Source organism: Pseudomonas kielensis, from assembly GCF_030505375.1.
Taxonomy (GTDB): domain Bacteria; phylum Pseudomonadota; class Gammaproteobacteria; order Pseudomonadales; family Pseudomonadaceae; genus Aquipseudomonas; species Aquipseudomonas kielensis.
This window is the reverse complement of record NZ_CP130043.1, coordinates 1,314,856-1,331,844: the sequence shown is the minus strand read 5'-3', so window position 1 is coordinate 1,331,844 and position 16,989 is coordinate 1,314,856. Positions and strand designations below refer to the sequence as shown.

The following is a 16,989-nucleotide window of genomic DNA, read 5'->3' as shown; positions in this document are numbered from 1 at the left end:
GGAGTAAAAGTGCGATTGGTGATGGTGATGATTCTCTGGAGTTATTGCGGAGGGGGAGGTGTGTTGGCGAGGACGAGAGTTGGAACATTAGATGCAGAAAAACCCGTATGGGGCGGGTTTTGGTTTGCTTCCTGTTTGGGCCGGGGTAATTTGAAACAAGTCGGTATCTATCTGTTTTTTCTGATTAATAATTTATTGGTCAACTTGCCTGGAATACCAGTTGGAACGCTGCGTGGTCTGGATTCCGATAGACGGTGCTTTTTGAGCTCCGCCCAAAAAACGAATCGGGATCGAGTCTATCAAGCAAATGGTCGCGCTGTTGATTGTTGCCCCTGCGCGTACGATGTCCCCACTCGCAGGTACAGGGGGGCCTAGCAAACGATACCGTCAGTGATTGCTGTGTTGGCTAAGCCGACTCTCGAAGTACTGCGCAGTCTCTTTGTCGGTGCAGTACAGGTACCGTGGTCACAAACCGCGCGTGAATCCACGTTAGCGCTTGGCTGGCCTGACGGTCGCTTCTCACCCATCAAAGTCCTGGTTGGCTCTGCATTGCTCCTGGTTTCGAGCAGATACCTCGCGCGCCGAGGAGAGGAATCTTGGGCGCTATCCAAGGGGCCGATGATCAATCGGTGATGTCATGTTGACATCGAGGTCGCGCTAACCAAAAATTCCGCTGACGAGCGGTCCCCATAACCCAGCACTAAATTAAGAAAATTGTGATCGTTCTGCTCGCAGGAGCACATTGATTTAAAGGGATGAAGTATGAAGTTCCAGGTTGAGGCAGTTAATGTCGGTGGAGAATTTGTTCAGATTAGCTCTGAAACATATAATTATCAAAATGTATACACCTTATTGGTTGGTCGAAATGCGGTAGGTAAGACCAGGGCGTTGAGTAAAATCGCAAACGCATATATTTTTTCAGATAGACGAGAAAACTCAGCTCATGATGTGGCCGAGTCGCCTAGGTCTGTTTCGCAGCCATCACAAGTGATTGCTGTATCGAATAGCAGGTTTGACCGATTCCCAAAGCCGAATCCATATTTTACTAGAGAGCGTGAGCTGAAGGGATATCATTATCTTGGCCTCTCAGGCTTTCGATCATCACCTGGCTCAGTGATATCAAAATCGATAGCGAATTTGATTTCAAGATTTGAAATCGAAAGGGACCGGTCTGTTAGGTTTGACTATATTTTAGATTACATTGGATTCCTTCCGCGCGTTATTCTAGAGCTGAGAATCAATTCAGCGCTTTCGTCACAAAGAAACGGGAACTCGCAAGCGTACTTGGAAGATGCAATCCGTCGTACAGAGAGTGGCTCTAAATACGATTTTGAAAAGGAAATTTTGCCAGCGATTTCGTTTTTTTCTAATGGATTCAAAACAAGTCGAGCTTCGACTGTTAGGTACGATTTCGATACAGGTATGTGGGGTCAAGATGGTGTGGGCGAGTACATGCATATTTTGCCTGTGCTAATTGAGAGCGGGCTGCTCAAGGTTTTCCGAATACATCTCTATGACAAGAAAACTAAAGATAGAGTGCAGCTGGATCATGCTAGCTCAGGCCAGCAATGTATGTTTTTAATGTTCTTGGGAATGTCCTCTTTGATAAAGGATGGCTCACTGATTTGTATAGATGAACCAGAGATAAGTTTGCATCCCAAATGGCAGTCTGAGTTTATTGAGATCCTTCAAGGGGCGTTTTCAAACTATCGAGGGTGTCATTTCATTATTGCGACACACTCTCCTCAACTAGTTTCGGGCTTGACATCGGAGAACGGGTTCGTCGCAGATTTAGAAACCAGTAATCTTTTGCGCCCAGAGGATTATGCAAAAAAATCAGCTGACTATCAGCTGAGCGAAGTTTTTCATGAGCCCGGCTATAAAAACGAATATCTCATCAGGACTCTCCTCGTTATCCTGTCCAAAATTAATAAGGGGCAGCCTCTTTCAAGGTTGGATAGGTCAAAGCTTAGGGAGTTGGAATATGTGAGAGGCCGTCTAGATGAATCGGATCCAGTGCTTCATCTTCTTGATCAAGTAAAAGTTATGGCTGGTTAACATGATCAAGGTGAATTATGAAGGCGCGATCAAAGACTTTGTTGATGCATATGACAAAGTTGATCATGATCTCTGGAATGGCACTGCTGGGCCAATTTTGGCAGTTCGGAAGTACATTCGTGATCACTACTTGATACAGCAAGGCTATCGGTGTGCATATTGCAAGATTGAGAAAAAAGAAGAGCATGGTTATACATGGGATATCGAGCATATACTAGCCAAGTCTATTTATCCTGAGTTTCTATTTTATCCTGAGAATCTCGCGATCGCTTGTAAGGAGTGCAATAATCCTAAAGATGATCACGATATTTTAGTTGGGGTGAGGTCAGTCTCTTATCCGCGGGGTGTTGGACGCTATAAAATCATTCATCCTCATTTTGATGTTTATGAAGATCATATTGAGATTGCTGTGGTGGATGGAAGGCGTATTTACAGGGTTCTCAATAACGGCAAAGGAAAAGCTACATATACGCTGTGCAATTTGAGTAGGTTTGACTATAAATATGCCGGTTGGGATTCATTTGATTCGGCAATGGTTGCGGAGTTTTCGCGCTTCCTCGACAATTGCCCAGCTGACGCAAATCCGGCCGAGATCAAGAGAATGCTCGGTCATCTGAGTTTCGTTGAGCGCCACTAGTGGTTCGCAGTTAAATAGGTTCCAGTGTTCAAGGGAACCTATTTGCTAAAACCTGGCACTATCTTGATGTGAGGGAGACCTTGGGTACCACCACCGCGGCCTACCCACTGCAAACGATGTCCATATCACACCCAATCGTTTCCTTGAGATATGCCACAGCGGCGGCCAGCACGAGGTTTTGATCAGCGGTACGATTACCAGCAGATAGACCCGGCTGAACAATCAGTATTTCGGCTTCAATGGGTTTGAAGCGTGCTGTCTTGATCAAGTCATTGAGCCTCAACCCATTTCCAGCAAGGTAGCGCGTTGGACGGTGCAGGGAGCGCAGCCGATCCTCACGTCTTTGTATGTGCTTACCGAGTTCAGAAAAGCGCCATTTCCATTTGGCCGACCTGACCGCTTGGGAGCAGACCTCCACGACATCCTTCACTCGTTCGCCAGGGGTGTCTCCTCCGGCATATTTGCAGTGGATCAGCGCAAGTCGTATACGATTATCTTCCTCCTTGAGACAGACAAGATCCGCGGCTTCACCGGCGCCGTCGTCGTCGAAAACGATGTCAAAATCACCCTGGATGAAGTGCTGGGCGGCTTTCCACTGAATAGAGTCAGCACGTGTAATGCCGTCTTTCCAGTAGGATTCTTTTGTGATGTCGACCCCTGCCCAGTCCCAAGCCTCGAAGCGCTCTTCTCCGATTTCAAGATGCCTGGGGTCTTTAGGCTCGATCAGCATGTTTCCGTCCAGCTCACTCAGGTCGACGAACCGTACCAGCGGTGGGTATGAACTCAGATATTGGCTGAGCGCCCTTGACGCTTTCCCGATGGTAAGTTCGACTGCCTCACCGCTTGTCTGTGCGACGACGAAGCCGTTCTCTCCGCCTACCGTTAAGGTGAAATCTGCGAACTGGCCGGTCTCGTCACAGTTCAGGGCAAACCTCATGCTGTTATCTCGCACATCAAGGTATTTCAGATCGACGAACGTGATAGGAAGGCCGTTTGGAAACGCCCGAGTGGTTAGCACGACCCTGTCTTCTGCAATACTCATGATTTCAACCGGCCACTCGACAGCAAGCACATTCCTGTCGCTTGGAAACGCTGTCACTTCCTTAGGAATGAGGACGTTTGCAATGATGTCATCGACAACGATACTGTCATCGAGAAGTTTGGCGCCAGCCGCAGCGCACCAGTGAACGAACTCCGGTATGGAGCCTTGCTCTCGCGACCAGACCCTCCCTTTGTACGAGCAGCCCACAGAAACGCGCTCTCCATTTTCCCATCCGGTACCACTGACATTGTTCTTAACGGAGCCGCTACGCTCGGCCACACCGAGTGCTACCGCAACGTCGGCGCCTGTGTACATGGCGTAGCTCAGATTACGTCGACCGTGTTTCTTGACGCCCATGTTCTGAAACACCAAGCGGTTTACATGGCCGAGTATTCGAAACATCTGTTCGCCATGGACAAGGTCTGCTTGCCCGGTGACTTCTTCCGCTAGCTCTGGGAATAAAGAACTATGATCAGTTGAAGACAGGAATAGCAGTTCAAGCTCCGGATTGTGGTGGAGGACGAAGAGTGTCCACTCACGGTCGAGAACGCCTTTGGTATTAGTCCAGCGAACCCTGCCTTCGGCGCGGGTGACGAAGTAAAGCGTACGCATTTCTCGGTTGAGCCAGACCCCCTCAATGTGAAGTTGTTGGGAAAGCCCGTGGTGGAACCGCTCGGGAAAAAACTGTTGAGCCCTGTAAGCGGCAGTGCTGAAAACTGGGCGGAGTAATTGAGGTGACAGAGAAATTTTCGAGTCGCCTTCCTCATCCAGACGTTCGGACGCTTGCAGGAACTCAATCAACTCCCTGTGCTCCCGGACAGCATTAGAACTCAGCTCGCTCAGTACCTGATTCCAGTCGGCGTCTTCGCTGTATAGGCGCTCCAGTGACTGGGCGACATCTTGATCGCCAATGTTGGCCACCACCGTCGCCTCGCCGATGCTCCTTCCTGCCACGCGTGTGAACCGCCCGATAAACTGGAGCGTGATAGCCAAACTCCGATGACTGTCATGGAGCGCAGCCACTTTCAGCTCGGGCAGATCAAACCCTTCGCCCAACATGTCGACGCAGATCACGACCCGGGACACCCCTGAGCGCAGATCGGCCAGCTTAGCTTCAGTATCGTTGATCTTTGAATGAATCAGGATTGGTTGAAACTCAGGCGCGAGGTGTCGGTAAAGACGTTCTACGTAGGTTGCACGGACGATACTGCTGCATCGGGCTAAGAGCAGGTGATTAAACCCCGCGTTCAAGTCACGTCGTAGCTTAGTTAGGGCTGTCGCGGCGATAGCTTGGTCGGCTTGGGTGCCACCGCACGGCTGGTGAACAGGCTCGAAATGTATTGGCTTGAAATACCCGTCCCGCTGCGCGGCGGCAAGTGAGTAGTTGAAAATCACTTTCCCGTCGACGAGTTCACCATCTCTGCGAAAAGGCGTCGCAGTAAACTGCAAAATGGGCAGCGAGTGAAACGCTGATCTTAGCCCGCTCCAGGTTTTGGCGGGAACATGATGGGCTTCATCCAGTATCAGTGATTTACACCGTTGAGCCATCTCAGCAGCGAGCGGGCTACCAGCTTCGAATGCCAGTGAACTAATGGTGGAAACCACCACATTGCATTGGGTGAAGATGTCCAAATCTGCCAGCGTCTTGGGTTTGGATGTGATCAGCCCGACTACTGGATTTGCCACTTCGTTTGGCAGCACCCCCAGCGCGCGCAACAGTCCCAGGCTCTGAAACTTGTTCGCAGTCTGCTGGCGTAGAAGATCCCAAGGAACGACCACAAGTGTGGTCGAATGGCCGTACGCCGTCAGCGTAGCCAGCATCGTTTCAGTCTTGCCGGTGCCGGTGGGCATCACAATCGTTGCAGGCTGTGTATTGAGGCTCCAGTGAGCCCCGATGGCAAAGAGAGCGCCTAACTGGGGCGGTCGCAATCCCTCCTGTCCTGTTGGGACTTGCCCATTGGCGTCACGTTGTTCCGCTCGATATGACAGTTGATTGTGCCAGCTCCGCGCCGCATCGCGGGCTACATCGGCCCACCCAGATTCGAGGACTCGGGCTTTGAGATCGATAAGGAGGCGATGAGTCCTCCAGACGACTTTGTCCTCCCGCAGATGAATGATTCCATCCACTCCGTCGGGCAAAGTGACATTGGGCCGGTTGGTGAGTAGGACGCGGCTACCACATTCAAGCAGCCACAAGCGTTCTCTGATGCGGGGCGACACGTTCACCAAGGTCTCATTGATGACTCGGGTCGTGATGGCTGGCTGTAGCTGATGCCGGATCTTTCCTACAGAGCAGCGTTGCTCGTAAACCACTGGTGGGAGCACAACCATCAGAATCCTCCTTGAATTGCCCATTGCAGGGCGCTGCTTAGGGGGAGGATTATAAACTGGATGGCTTAATGATGGCGCGGGTGACGCGCATTCGTGCGAATGGCTCACTATCGTAGTGATCACCAATTATGTGCCCGCGAATTGGTGACAACTAAAACTCCGACCTGCGCTGGCCCCAGATTTTGAGGTGCTTTCTCTGCAAGCACGAGGCTTGGCCTAGGCTGAAATCCTGACGCTAGTACTGGTACGCGAAAGCTCCGATCAACGACTGAATAAAAACTGCAAAAGTTGACCTTATTGTCCCATTTCCACATAAGGAAGAGGATAAGGCTCTCAACGCTCGCTGTGATCCTGTGCTGAAAGTCTGATACGCCGCTGACGGTGTCGACGTCACCCATGTGGCGCGATAGCAGCCGGTCTCACTCAGAGATCGAAAACCCATTTTTTTTGTAAACGACGAGCGAGCAACCGCACCGTTAGCAAATAGTAATACCGTGTCGCTTCACCGAGTAAATTTAAGCGATGCTCAAGAAACCAAACCACATGCTTTTTTTGCCAAGCCCAAGGTGATTCTCGCTGCCAGCGCCCTGCAATTTCGGCCTGGATGATTTTTGCCTGTCGCACGTGGCGTTGCCGGGTTGCGTGCGAACCGGTCAGAACGCTAGCCAAGAACAGCTCCATATCGAATGGCTTACTCATGTCCGTCCGCCAATGTAGGCAGCGACCACGTCGATCCGACCGTGCCCGAGCTCGTAGCTGATTCGCCTCCGGGCCTCGCCATCAAGGTTCCTATCTACCTGGTAACATTTGCCACCATTGATTGGCGCGGGGCATTGGGTGATCTGCTCGTAGCGCTCACATGCGTACGCCGCTCGTAGCTCATGGAAGCCTTTGAGGTTGTGTGCATGCAGGATATCCCGCGCAGGGCGGATGATTTGTTGTAGGAGATTGAGGTAGCTTTCGTATGGTGCAATCAGATTGCGGCTACCCGCAGGCGACACCTGCCGTGCAAACCCAAGGGCATCTCGAACATGGTCGTCCACCGCAATCCAGCGCGGCGCCGAGGCTCCGGCGCGGCCTCCTTTGGTGCCATCCTGAATGTTGATCCTACCTAAGTCGTTAGCCTCACGGCTCAACCGTGGCAGGTCCGCCAAGATAGCCTCACGCAAGCGCATGCCGGTGGCTCGTGCCAATAGGACTATCGCGGCGGCCCGCAGCTGATGATGGCTGCAAAGCACATCGACAATCTGCTTAACCTGTTCGCGTTCTTGGCCCTGAGGCACCGAGTGTCGAACCCCGGTGCGCTGCATACCCAATGCCTTGCTCGGACTGGGCAATTTCACGTACTGATCACCGCGAAGCGCTGCCATGGTCCTGTTAACGCTGGATAGCCGATTTTGTGCGGTGCTGACGGCGAGATCACCGCGCCTAACCATGTCGCGTAGATACGCCGCATAGTCGGCCAACACTTTCCGATCAATCTGCCGCGCATCATTGACCCCGGGCCCCGCTTCAGACCGACACCACTTCACGAATGCCAACCACCGATCAGAGTGCGCCTTGACCGTGCCGTAGTGGCCTCCGCCGAACATGTCTTTCAGCGCCTGCGGCCCTGCGTAGCTCAATTGCCTGCCGTAGCCAAAATTGCGGCCTTCTCGCCTGCCTACTAATACCATTTCGGTTACCTCGCCTAATTCACCAGGTCTTCGCCCCACGTCATCCCGCCAAGAATGCTGAGTGTTGTCAGGGATCAAGGCCCCTGCGGCCTGTGGGGATGTCCACTTACGCGGGACTGGCGGCTCCTTACGGCCAAGAGCTTGGGCTTCTCATGATCTGGCCTCCTGAACACTTCCGAGGAAGTGGGCGGGTGGAGGCTGCATTGGCTGACGAGACCGACGCCGCGAGATCCTGAATTGGATGAGGCAGCTATGCGATGACCGGGGCATGCCTGACTGTCAGTCAGATGCAGTCCATTCCGTGGGCTGCGGCACCATCATCTGCATCGCTGTTGATGGTGACTTCGGTGTTTGTCACGCCGATTGTCACGAGAGGAAATGCCGCAAAGCCTTGTACGAGGTGGGCTGCAGCAGCGGTAGGAGCGCCCGTCTCTTTCCAGAAGAAAGAGACGGGCGCAGGTTGGCGCAAGATTCGGCCAAGCGGATAGGTTGCTGCAGGGCAGCGAAGTAGGAAGTGTCGTCTGGCGCACGAGGGCCATGATCTGAAGTAGGCATCCATCACCGGGGAGGTGACCTGGCGAGCTGCCGGACGCGAATCGCCTTTTGGGGGGAACCACCGCGAGAGCGGCGTGACCTTCAAGGTTCGGGCCACCTGGGGTTGCTGTCATCGACAGCGCTTGCACGGCCAGTTCTACGCCTGTGGATAAACCCGGTCAAGGTTCGAAATTCAGCGCCACTTTGGACTTGAAGAGCGGTTATCCACCGGTGGAATTCCGTGGTAAATCCTGGGCAACGTGGTCGCTTTTAGCTCTTCAAAGTAAGGTCCATCCAAACAGGGCGGCTTTGCAGCCCTGTTTGGATGGACCCGCGCTTAGAAGCGGATAAGTGAGGCTGCTTGCCCCGAATCTTGAACGTTCAGTTGTTTCTGCAGTTCTTGCGCCTGTACCGCGCTAGCGAATCGGCACCACGTTCTTGTCTCTGACTTGGCCGTACGCTGAGGCGAGCAAGCTGCCGGTGGCGGCTTTCTGGATGTACTCACTCCACCAGGCCATCATCGGTCGCCGGCGTTCGATGTAGTCGGCTCTGTTGTAGGCGCTGCGCACCTCATCCTTGTCGACGTGCGCCAAAGCCACTTCGATGAGCTCCGGATCCCACCCATGTTCATTCAAGATAGTGCTCGCCATCGAACGCATGCCGTGGCTGACCAAACGATCCTGGAAACCCATGCGCTTCAACGCCATGTTGGCGGTCTGGCTATTGGCGTGGGTGCGCGGATTTCTGTCTGCCGGGAAGACGTACTCGCGATGGCCGCTGTGGGTCTTCAGTGACTCCAACAGTGCGACAGCGTGATCACTCAACGGGATGCTGTGAGGGCGGCGCTTTTTCATCCGCTCCGGTGGGATAGTCCAGACACGCCTTTCAAAGTCGATGTCTGCCCAGCGAGTAGTCGCCGCCTCTGCAGGACGAGTCATGGTGTGCAACTGCCATTCGATCAGGCAACGGGTCGTGCGTTTGATACTGGCGTTCGCGATCTCCAGCATGAGCTCGGGGAGTTCTTCGGGCGGAAGCGCAGCCATGTTCTCTTTCTTGGGCTTCTTGAATACTGCCCGAATGCCGGTGAGCGGGTTGGCGAAGATCAGGCCGGAATTTACGCCGTAGGTCATGATCTCGTTTAGTCGCTGGCTAAGACGTTTGACCGTTTCCAAGCTGCCTTTCGCTTCGATTGGACGAAGCAATCCGATCACCATCGGCGCGGTGATGTTCGCGAGTGGTGTCGTCTTCAAATCGGGGAGCACGTGCAGTGTGAGTGACCGCCAGATGTCCTCGGCGTAGGCCGGGGTGACCGAGTCTTTCTTGAGCTCGAACCAGGCGGTGGCCACGTTCTCGAAGGTGTGTTCCGTTTCCGCGCGCTTGGCTTCATTCAACGTATTGCGTTGCACCTTCGGATCGATGCCCTGGGCGAGCAGCTCGCGCGCGTCGACTGCCTTCTTTCGTGCGTTCGCCAGTGACAGTTCGGGGTAGGTCCCGAAGCCGATGTTGATGCGCTTTTTGGTCACCGGTTCGCGGTAGTTGAAATTCCACAGTAACGAGCCGTTGCTGCGTACGCGGAGACTGCAAACCGTCACCGTCCGTGAGGACGTAATCCTTAGACGCGGGTTTGACTCCCTTGAGCTGTCGATCGGAGAGACGGAGGTTTTGAGCAGGCATGAGATTCTCCTCAGGCACTGATTCGGTATTCCAAAGATTAGCACCGGATGAGGTGGAATACCGTCTGGAATACCCGAATGGCTGGAACTCAAAAACTCTCAAAAGACCGAAAAAGCGCTGGAGGCCACGTATTTACTGGATCGCAGGCACAAAAAAAGACGTCCGTGGACGTCTTTTTTTGATCATTTGGTGGAGCCGGGGGGATTTGAACCCCCGTCCGCCAGTACTCCGCTGTCGGTACTACATGCGTAGCCGTGTCTATTAAGTTAACCCTCAGCGACCCGACGGGCAGGGTGCTTTGGGCGAGTTGTGTAAGTTTTAGCCGCTTCGTCCACAACGTACTGCACGGCGATTCTGTTCTATATGACAATCACTTTGGGTTTACAGACATCCCCTGGTGATTGCTGGACCCGAAGGTACCAGAAGCTCAGGGCTAAGGCTGCTTACGCAGCGAGAGCGAATTCCTGGCCGTAGTTTTCGTCATTGGCAACTATAAGTAGTTGCAACAGTGGATTTACGAGTTCTGTTACCAACTCGGCATGCACCTAAAGTTTCGCAACCGGCGTCGAATCCTAAACGGCCCCGAGCTCACTGCTCTGTGGATCAATTTGAGCGGCAAGCCTGTGCAGTGTACGCCAACCCGGACGATAAGGCCAACCCGAAGGTTGGCCTTGAACGCGCATCAGCCCTTGTCGGGGGTTCGGGTCTGGATTTTGGTCAGGGCCCCGGTGGTGACTTCAATGCAATCCTTGGTGTTACCGGCAGTCCTGGCGTCCTGTGCTTTCTTCAGTGCCGCCTTGGCGTTGTCCATGGCGTTTTCCGAGGTGGCAGGCGCGGTGGCGATGGCATCCTGGAGTTTCTGGATATTGCCATCGCACAGGTCTTCATCCGCAGCAAACACCGGCGAGGCCAACAGTGCAGCGGTGATGAACAATCCAGCAATTGCAGAGTGCTTCATGGGTATCTCCTTGTGCATGAGGGCTCGGTGCTGCCGGTCGATGGGGCTGCTGGCCGAGGGGGTAAGCTCTTTTGCAGGGCTTAGCTAGATGACTATAGACGCGCGCAGGAATTCGGTTTTTTTTTGCGGTTTTGCCGAGGCGGTAGGGGCGGGCGCGCTTGCGGCTTGCTCGCTCCCACACGCTCGCGTACCTACACACCCACCCCGGGTACGCCCTATGCCGGGCGGGCCTGGGTCACTCGGTCTACCAGGTAGACGAGGCCGTGGTAGTCGATCCCGCCGTGCTGGCTGAGGCCGATTTCACAGGTGCGGCTGGTGGAGATGCCTTCGCTGCAATGCTGCACGGCGTCCTTGAGGGTGCGCAGTGAGTGGGCGTTCAGCTCGGGGGTGGTGAAGCCTTTGTCGCCGGCAAACCCGCAGCAGTGGATGCCTTCGGGAATCACCACGTTGTTGCTGCAGCGCCGGACCAGGTCGATCAGTGCCTGGCTTTCGCCCAGGTGCTGGGTGCTGCAGGTTACGTGCACGGCAATCGGGGCGTCTTGCGGGGTGAAGTCGAGGCGTTCCAGCAGGTGGCTGCGGATGAAGCGCACCGGGTCGTACAGGTCCAGGCGTGTGTCGCCCAGGTCCTGCATCAGGCGCAGGGTGCAGGGGCTGGTGTCGCAGTAGATCGGATCGAGCCCGCCGCGGCTGGCGTGGAGCAGGGCGCCGAGCAGTTCCTGGCGTTTGTGTTCGGCTTGTTCGGCATAGCCTTTGGAGGCGAACGGCTGGCCGCAGCAGAGGTTGTCCAGGTTGTCCGGAAACACCACTTGATAGCCGGCTTTTTCCAGTAGGCCGCGGGTTTTGTCGTACAGCGAGGTCTGTTCCTTGTCGCCCGCTGCCGGACCCATGGCGCGTGAGACGCAGGCCGCCAGGTAGACCACTCGCGGGCGCTCATCGCTGACCGTCGGGCTGAAGCGGATTGCCCGCTCCGGCTGGGGCATGGCGTTGCTCCACTGCGGAATCTGCCCTTTGGACAGCTGACTGAGGCGAGCCGAGAGTTTGCTCAGGCGCGGGGCGCCCAGCAGCATCCGCGCGCCGTTGGCCACGTGCAGGGTGAAACGCGCGCCTTGCAGGGCCGTGGCGAAATGCCCTTCCAGCCAGTTGGCGGTTTTCACATGGGTGGCGCTGCGGCTGCGCAGTTTTTTCACCAGTTCGCCGGTGTTGATGCCCACCGGGCAGCGTTGCGCACACAGGCCCGTCGCCGCGCAGGTGTCGAGGCCCTGGTATTGGTAGGCTTCTTCCAGTTCGCGGGTGTCGACACCCGCGCGTTTTTTCGCCTGGATGTCGCGCCAGATCACGATGCGCTGGCGCGGGCTCAGGGTCAGGCCTTTGGAGGGGCAGACCGGCTCGCAGAAACCGCACTCGATGCATTTGTCGACGATCTCGTCGGCGGCCGGCAAGGGCTTGAGGTGCTTGAGGTGGATCTGCGGGTCGTCGCTCAGGACCACGTCCGGGTTGAGGATGGCGTTGGGGTCGAGCAGGCGTTTGAGCTGCCACATCAACTGGTAGGCATCGCTGCCCCATTCCAGTTCGACGAAGGGCGCCATGTTGCGCCCGGTGCCGTGTTCGGCCTTGAGCGAGCCGCCGAATTCCACGGCCACCAATTGCGCCACGTCGTCCATGAACGCCTGGTAGCGAGCGACTTCTTCCGGGCTGTTGAAGCCCTGGGTGAAGACGAAGTGCAGGTTGCCCTCCAGCGCGTGGCCGAACAGGATCGCTTCGTCGTAGTGGTGTTTGTCGAACAGTTCGATCAGGCGGTTGACGCCGATTGCCAGTTGCTCCACGGGGAAGGTGACGTCTTCGATGATCACCGTGGTCCCGGTTTTGCGCACCGCGCCGACGGCGGGGAAGGTGTCCTTGCGGATCGCCCAGAGCTTGGCGTTTTCCGCCGGGTCCTGGGTGAAGTCGACCTGTTTTTCCACCGGGAATGGCGCCAGCGAGGCCATGATCTGCGCCAGTTGCTCTTCCAGCAGCGCCGACGTGGCGGCGCGGGATTCGATCAGCAAGGCACAGGCCTGGCTCGACAGTTGCTGGACGAACGCCGGCATCCCGGGTTTGTCCTGCACCGAGCGCAGGCTACGACGGTCCAGCAGTTCCACCGCCGAGACTGGCTGGCTCTTGAGCACGGTGACGGCGGTGCAGCAGGTTTCCACATCAGGGAAGACGATCAGCGCCGAGGCTTTGTGCGGATGGTCGATCACGGTGTCGTAGGTCACCGCGCTGATGAAGCCCAGGGTGCCTTCGGAGCCCACCAACAGGTGGCTCAAGATATCCACAGGCTCGTCGTAGTCCACCAGGGCATTGAGTGACAGGCCGGTGGTGTTTTTCAGACGGTATTTATGACGAATTTTCGCCGCCAGGCTGGCATTGGCCCGGGTCTCGCGGCCCAGGGTCGCCAGGCGTTCCAGCAGCTCGGCATGACTAACGCGAAAGGCCGCGACGCTGGCGGGGTCTTCGCTGTCCAGGCGACTGCCGTCGGCCAGTACCAGGCGAATCCCGGCCAGGGTGTGGTAGGTGTTCTGGGCCGTGCCGCAGCACATGCCGCTGGCGTTGTTGGCGACGATGCCGCCTATCTTGCAGGCATTGATCGAGGCCGGGTCGGGGCCGATCTTGCGTCCGAAAGGGGCCAGCCAGGCGTTGGCCTGAGCGCCGATGACACCCGGTTGCAGGCGGATCTGGGTGCCCTGGCCACGGATCTCGCGGCCGTTCCAGTTATCCCCCAGCACGATCAGGACCGAGTCGCTGATGGCCTGGCCGGACAGGCTGGTGCCGGCCGCGCGGAAGGTCACCGGGACACGGTCGCGCTGGGCCAGTTGCAGCAGGCTGACCACTTCGTCTTCGGACTCGACGCGGATCACCAGTTGCGGGATCAGCCGGTAGAAGCTGGCATCGGTGCCAAAGGCCAGGGTCGACAGCGGGTCGTCGAAACGTCGCTCGCGGGGGATCAGTTGTTGCACATCGCGCAGGAAAGCCGTCGGTAGAGTCATTGGTCCTCCAGGATCAGTACCACCAGGTCTTTCGGACCGTGGGCGCCGTACGCCAGGACTTGCTCGATGTCGGCGGTCTTCGATGGGCCGGACACCAACAGTGCGTTGGTCGGCATGCCTTGGGCCCAGTTGAATTCGCGTTGCACCTGATAGAAGTTATCGCGGATTTCGCTGGCCTTGAGCAGGGCGAAATGCACCGGCGGCACCAGGCTCATCAGGCGCGGTTCTTCGCGGGTCGGCCAGAGGATCAGGCTACCGGTGGCGGCGATGGCCCCGAGGGTGGTGGTCAGGCTGGCCGGGGTGTCGTTGAACAACTCGGCTTTCCACTGTTCTACCGGCCGGTCGTAGGCTTTTAGCGTCGGCAGCCCGGGGTGTTGCGCCCAGTGCTGGGTGACGCGTTGCCCGTGGGCGGTGGTCGGGGCGATCAACAGGCTGGGCAACTGGCGCTCAGCCAGCAGTCTGCGCGAGCAATGCTGGCCAGCCGTCCGCCGAGGTCAGGTGGATTTCGGTGTGCACCGCTTCCATCAGCTTGCGCAGTTGTGGGATGCGTTGTTCGGCGGTGTAGGTGTAGGGCTCGGTCACCAGCGCTTCATCGAAATTGTCGGGCACCGGTGTGGTGCCCGTCAGGCTGTGGCGCAGCTTGGCGAGAATGTTCTGTTTGGCACTCATCAGCGATCCCCCTGTTTGCCCAGATGCTCGCGGGCCATGTCGTGCAGTGAGCGGGCGGCCGGTTTTGGCGCGCTGTGGTTTTGCGTCCAGGGGCCAACGTTGTTCGGCGTGAGCGCGCGCAGGCGGGTGGCGAAGAAGCCGAACAGCCGATACAGGGTCGGCGAGCTGTTGAGCCTGGCCCAGGCGTTCCAGATGAAACGCTCTTTGAGCGAGTACTTGCTGCCCTGGCCGCGCATGACTTGGTGCGGGCTGTCGGGCGCCTTGACGTTCTCTTCGCGCAGGCGGCGCAGCAGGGCCGGGATCGGGATTTTCACCGGGCACACTTCACCGCAGGCGCCACACAGGGAGGACGCGCTCGGGTGGTCCGGGACTTTCGCCAGGCCGACCATGTGCGGGGTGATGATCTTGCCGATCGGCCCAGGGTAGACCTCGCCATAGGCGTGGCCGCCGATGCGGGTGTAGACCGGGCAGTGGTTCATGCAGGCACCGCAGCGGATGCAGTTGAGGGTCTGGCGCAGTTCGCTGTCGGCGAAGGCCTGGCTGCGGCCGTTGTCCAGCAGCACCAGGTGCACTTGCTGCGGACCGTCGAGTTCGTGGGCCTGACGCGGACCGGAGATCATGTTGACGTAGGTGGTGATCGGCTGGCCAAGGGCCGAGCGGGTCAGCAGCGACAGCAGCGGGACGACGTCGCGCAGGTTCTCGACGACCTTTTCGATCCCGGTGACGGCGATATGCACCGGTGGCACGGTGGTCGACATGCGGCCGTTGCCTTCGTTTTCCACCAGCAGCAGGGTGCCGGTTTCGGCCACGGCGAAGTTGACGCCGGAGACGCCGATGTCGGCTTCGAAGAATTTCTGGCGCAAGACTTTGCGCCCGATCTGAATGAGTTGGTCAACGTCCTTGGTGTACTCCACGCCAAGTTTGTCGTGGAACAAGGACGCGACCTGACCGGCATTCTTGTGGATCGCCGGCATAATAATGTGTGAAGGCTTCTCGTGGTCGAGCTGGACGATGAACTCGCCCATGTCCGATTCCAGGCATTCAATGCCCTGTTCAGCGAGGACATGGTTCATCTCCATCTCTTCGCTGACCATCGATTTGCCCTTGATCACTTGCCGCGCCTCGTGAGCGCGGATGATCTTGAGGACGATGCCATTGGCCTCGTCCACCGTTTCCGCCCAGTGCACGGTCACACCGTTGCGGGTCAGGTTCTGTTCAAGTTGCTCGAGCAGGTCGGGCAGCTTGGATAACGCGCGGGCGCGGACTGCATTGCCCAGCGCGCGCAAATGTTCTCTTTCGTGGGCATCGCTGAAGGACGCTGCCCGTTTTGTCATCAGTGAATCCATCGCAGTGCGAAAGTTGTTTCGCAGTTGCTTGTCGTCCAAGGCCTTGTGAGCCCGGGCGCGAAAATCTTCGTCGACGCTGACCGTCGGAATAATCGTGGAAGTGCTCATCGGGCACCTCCGGTTCGCTGCCAGAGGAAGCTGGCCAGGTGTTGGCCACGCAACGCTGCTTGTTGTTTCTCCAGCGAGCCGTTGATGTTCATCAAGCAACCGCAGTCGGCACTGAGTACCTGGTGCGCGCCGGATTCCTTCAACGCGCGGGTCTTGTCCGCCACCATCGCGCCGGAAATGTCTGGCATACGGACGCTGAACGTCCCGCCAAAGCCACAACATTCGCTTTCGTGATCGTGATTGACCCGTTCCACGTTGCTCAGTTGCGCCAACAACTCGCGACCGTGCAGGTGGGTGTTCATCTCGCGGCGTGCCGAGCACGACGTGTGCAGGGCCACCTTGACCGGTGCGCCGCTGTCCTTGAGCTGCACCTTGCAGACAAACAGCAGGAACTCGGCCAATTCATACGTCCGGGCGGCGAGCGCCTGGACTTGTTGCAGCGTATCCGGCTCGTCCTTGAACAGGTCGGCGTAGTGTTCGCGCAGCATGCCGGCGCAGGAACCCGACGGCACGACCACCGGGTAATCCCCGGCAAACAACGCCAATTGCGAGCGCGCCACGGTCCGTGCCTGCTCGGTGTAACCCGAGGTGTAGGCCGGTTGTCCGCAGCAGCTTTGGCCTTGCGGGTACTCCACGCGAATGCCTTCGCGCTCCAGCAGGTGAATCGCGTCCATCCCGGCTTCGGGATAGAACAGATCGACCACACACGTGCCGAACAGGTAGACCCGTGGCGGTTTTACGCTGGGGTACTGGCGCGGTTCTGGCAGTGGCGGGGCAACGCGGGTCGCGTTCGGCACGGCGTTGTAGAAAAGCTCGCTCATCAGGCGTGTCTCCGGGTGGTCCCGGTTATCCGTCCGCTGCGGTTGCTGACTGTAAAGCGACAAGCTTTCAGCAACCTTGCAGACCGGGTTGTGAGTTGCAGACGCCGCA

At 57.0% G+C, this 16,989-nt stretch carries 9 protein-coding genes, 1 other RNA gene and 2 pseudogenes; 2 read left to right on the top strand and 10 right to left on the bottom strand.

Annotation, left to right across the window (positions count from 1 at the left end; translation table 11 throughout):
- Positions 1 to 762: 762 nt before the first annotated feature.
- Both Q1W70_RS06505 and Q1W70_RS06500 read left to right on the top strand, forming a co-directional pair.
- The gene (locus Q1W70_RS06505; protein WP_302098692.1) at positions 763 to 2,058 is read left to right on the top strand and encodes an ATP-binding protein; all 1,296 of its coding nucleotides are present in this window, start codon (positions 763 to 765) and stop codon (positions 2,056 to 2,058) included.
- Position 2,059: 1 nt separating this feature from the next.
- Positions 2,060 to 2,695, top strand: coding sequence for an HNH endonuclease (locus Q1W70_RS06500; RefSeq protein ID WP_004416135.1), 636 nt, complete (start codon positions 2,060 to 2,062; stop codon positions 2,693 to 2,695).
- A 100-nt stretch (positions 2,696 to 2,795) separates the two neighbouring features.
- On the opposite strand, the gene Q1W70_RS06495 is transcribed toward Q1W70_RS06500, so the two are convergent.
- From Q1W70_RS06495 to Q1W70_RS06450, 10 genes and pseudogenes are all read right to left on the bottom strand, one after another.
- The gene (locus Q1W70_RS06495) at positions 2,796 to 6,068 is read right to left on the bottom strand and encodes a DEAD/DEAH box helicase (RefSeq protein WP_302098691.1); all 3,273 of its coding nucleotides are present in this window, start codon (positions 6,066 to 6,068) and stop codon (positions 2,796 to 2,798) included.
- Between the two features lie 423 nt (positions 6,069 to 6,491).
- Positions 6,492 to 6,767: a hypothetical protein gene (locus tag Q1W70_RS06490; RefSeq protein WP_302098690.1), complete on the bottom strand. Its 276-nt coding sequence runs from the start codon at positions 6,765 to 6,767 to the stop codon at positions 6,492 to 6,494.
- A complete protein-coding gene (locus tag Q1W70_RS06485; protein ID WP_302098689.1) occupies positions 6,764 to 7,744 on the bottom strand; it encodes an integrase domain-containing protein in 981 nt (326 codons plus the stop codon). The genes Q1W70_RS06490 and Q1W70_RS06485 overlap by 4 nt, the downstream gene beginning before the upstream one ends.
- Before the next feature lie 950 nt (positions 7,745 to 8,694).
- Positions 8,695 to 9,952 (bottom strand): annotated as a pseudogene (locus Q1W70_RS06480) (integrase domain-containing protein).
- A 187-nt stretch (positions 9,953 to 10,139) separates the two neighbouring features.
- Positions 10,140 to 10,536: a transfer-messenger RNA gene (gene ssrA / locus Q1W70_RS06475) on the bottom strand.
- A 98-nt stretch (positions 10,537 to 10,634) separates the two neighbouring features.
- Positions 10,635 to 10,910 carry a PA2433 domain-containing protein gene (locus Q1W70_RS06470; RefSeq protein WP_166590393.1) on the bottom strand — a complete coding sequence of 92 codons (276 nt, stop codon included), beginning with the start codon at positions 10,908 to 10,910 and terminating at the stop codon, positions 10,635 to 10,637.
- Between the two features lie 215 nt (positions 10,911 to 11,125).
- On the bottom strand, positions 11,126 to 13,936 hold the full coding sequence (locus Q1W70_RS06465; RefSeq protein ID WP_302098688.1) for an FAD-binding and (Fe-S)-binding domain-containing protein: 2,811 nt from the start codon (positions 13,934 to 13,936) through the stop codon (positions 11,126 to 11,128).
- Positions 13,933 to 14,605 (bottom strand): annotated as a pseudogene (locus tag Q1W70_RS06460) (LutC/YkgG family protein). Before Q1W70_RS06460 ends, Q1W70_RS06465 begins: the two are co-directional and overlap by 4 nt.
- Complete coding sequence (locus Q1W70_RS06455; RefSeq protein ID WP_302098687.1) at positions 14,605 to 16,059, bottom strand: LutB/LldF family L-lactate oxidation iron-sulfur protein; 1,455 nt, start codon at positions 16,057 to 16,059, stop codon at positions 14,605 to 14,607. The pseudogene Q1W70_RS06460 and the gene Q1W70_RS06455 overlap by 1 nt, the downstream one beginning before the upstream one ends.
- On the bottom strand, positions 16,056 to 16,880 hold the full coding sequence (locus Q1W70_RS06450; protein ID WP_182343479.1) for a (Fe-S)-binding protein: 825 nt from the start codon (positions 16,878 to 16,880) through the stop codon (positions 16,056 to 16,058). The genes Q1W70_RS06455 and Q1W70_RS06450 overlap by 4 nt, the downstream gene beginning before the upstream one ends.
- Positions 16,881 to 16,989 lie beyond the last annotated feature (109 nt).

Excerpts from the sequence above, each read along its gene's own strand:
- Q1W70_RS06505 (WP_302098692.1), top strand. The coding sequence starts at position 763 with ATGAAGTTCCAGGTTGAGGCAGTTAATGTCGGTGGAGAATTTGTTCAG.
- Q1W70_RS06490 (WP_302098690.1), bottom strand. The coding sequence starts at position 6,767 with ATGAGTAAGCCATTCGATATGGAGCTGTTCTTGGCTAGCGTTCTGACC.
- Q1W70_RS06465 (WP_302098688.1), bottom strand. The coding sequence starts at position 13,936 with ATGACTCTACCGACGGCTTTCCTGCGCGATGTGCAACAACTGATCCCC.
- Q1W70_RS06450 (WP_182343479.1), bottom strand. The coding sequence starts at position 16,880 with ATGAGCGAGCTTTTCTACAACGCCGTGCCGAACGCGACCCGCGTTGCC.
- Q1W70_RS06485 (WP_302098689.1), bottom strand. The coding sequence starts at position 7,744 with ATGGTATTAGTAGGCAGGCGAGAAGGCCGCAATTTTGGCTACGGCAGG.
- Q1W70_RS06470 (WP_166590393.1), bottom strand. The coding sequence starts at position 10,910 with ATGAAGCACTCTGCAATTGCTGGATTGTTCATCACCGCTGCACTGTTG.
- Q1W70_RS06495 (WP_302098691.1), bottom strand. The coding sequence starts at position 6,068 with ATGGTTGTGCTCCCACCAGTGGTTTACGAGCAACGCTGCTCTGTAGGA.
- Q1W70_RS06455 (WP_302098687.1), bottom strand. The coding sequence starts at position 16,059 with ATGAGCACTTCCACGATTATTCCGACGGTCAGCGTCGACGAAGATTTT.
- Q1W70_RS06500 (WP_004416135.1), top strand. The coding sequence starts at position 2,060 with ATGATCAAGGTGAATTATGAAGGCGCGATCAAAGACTTTGTTGATGCA.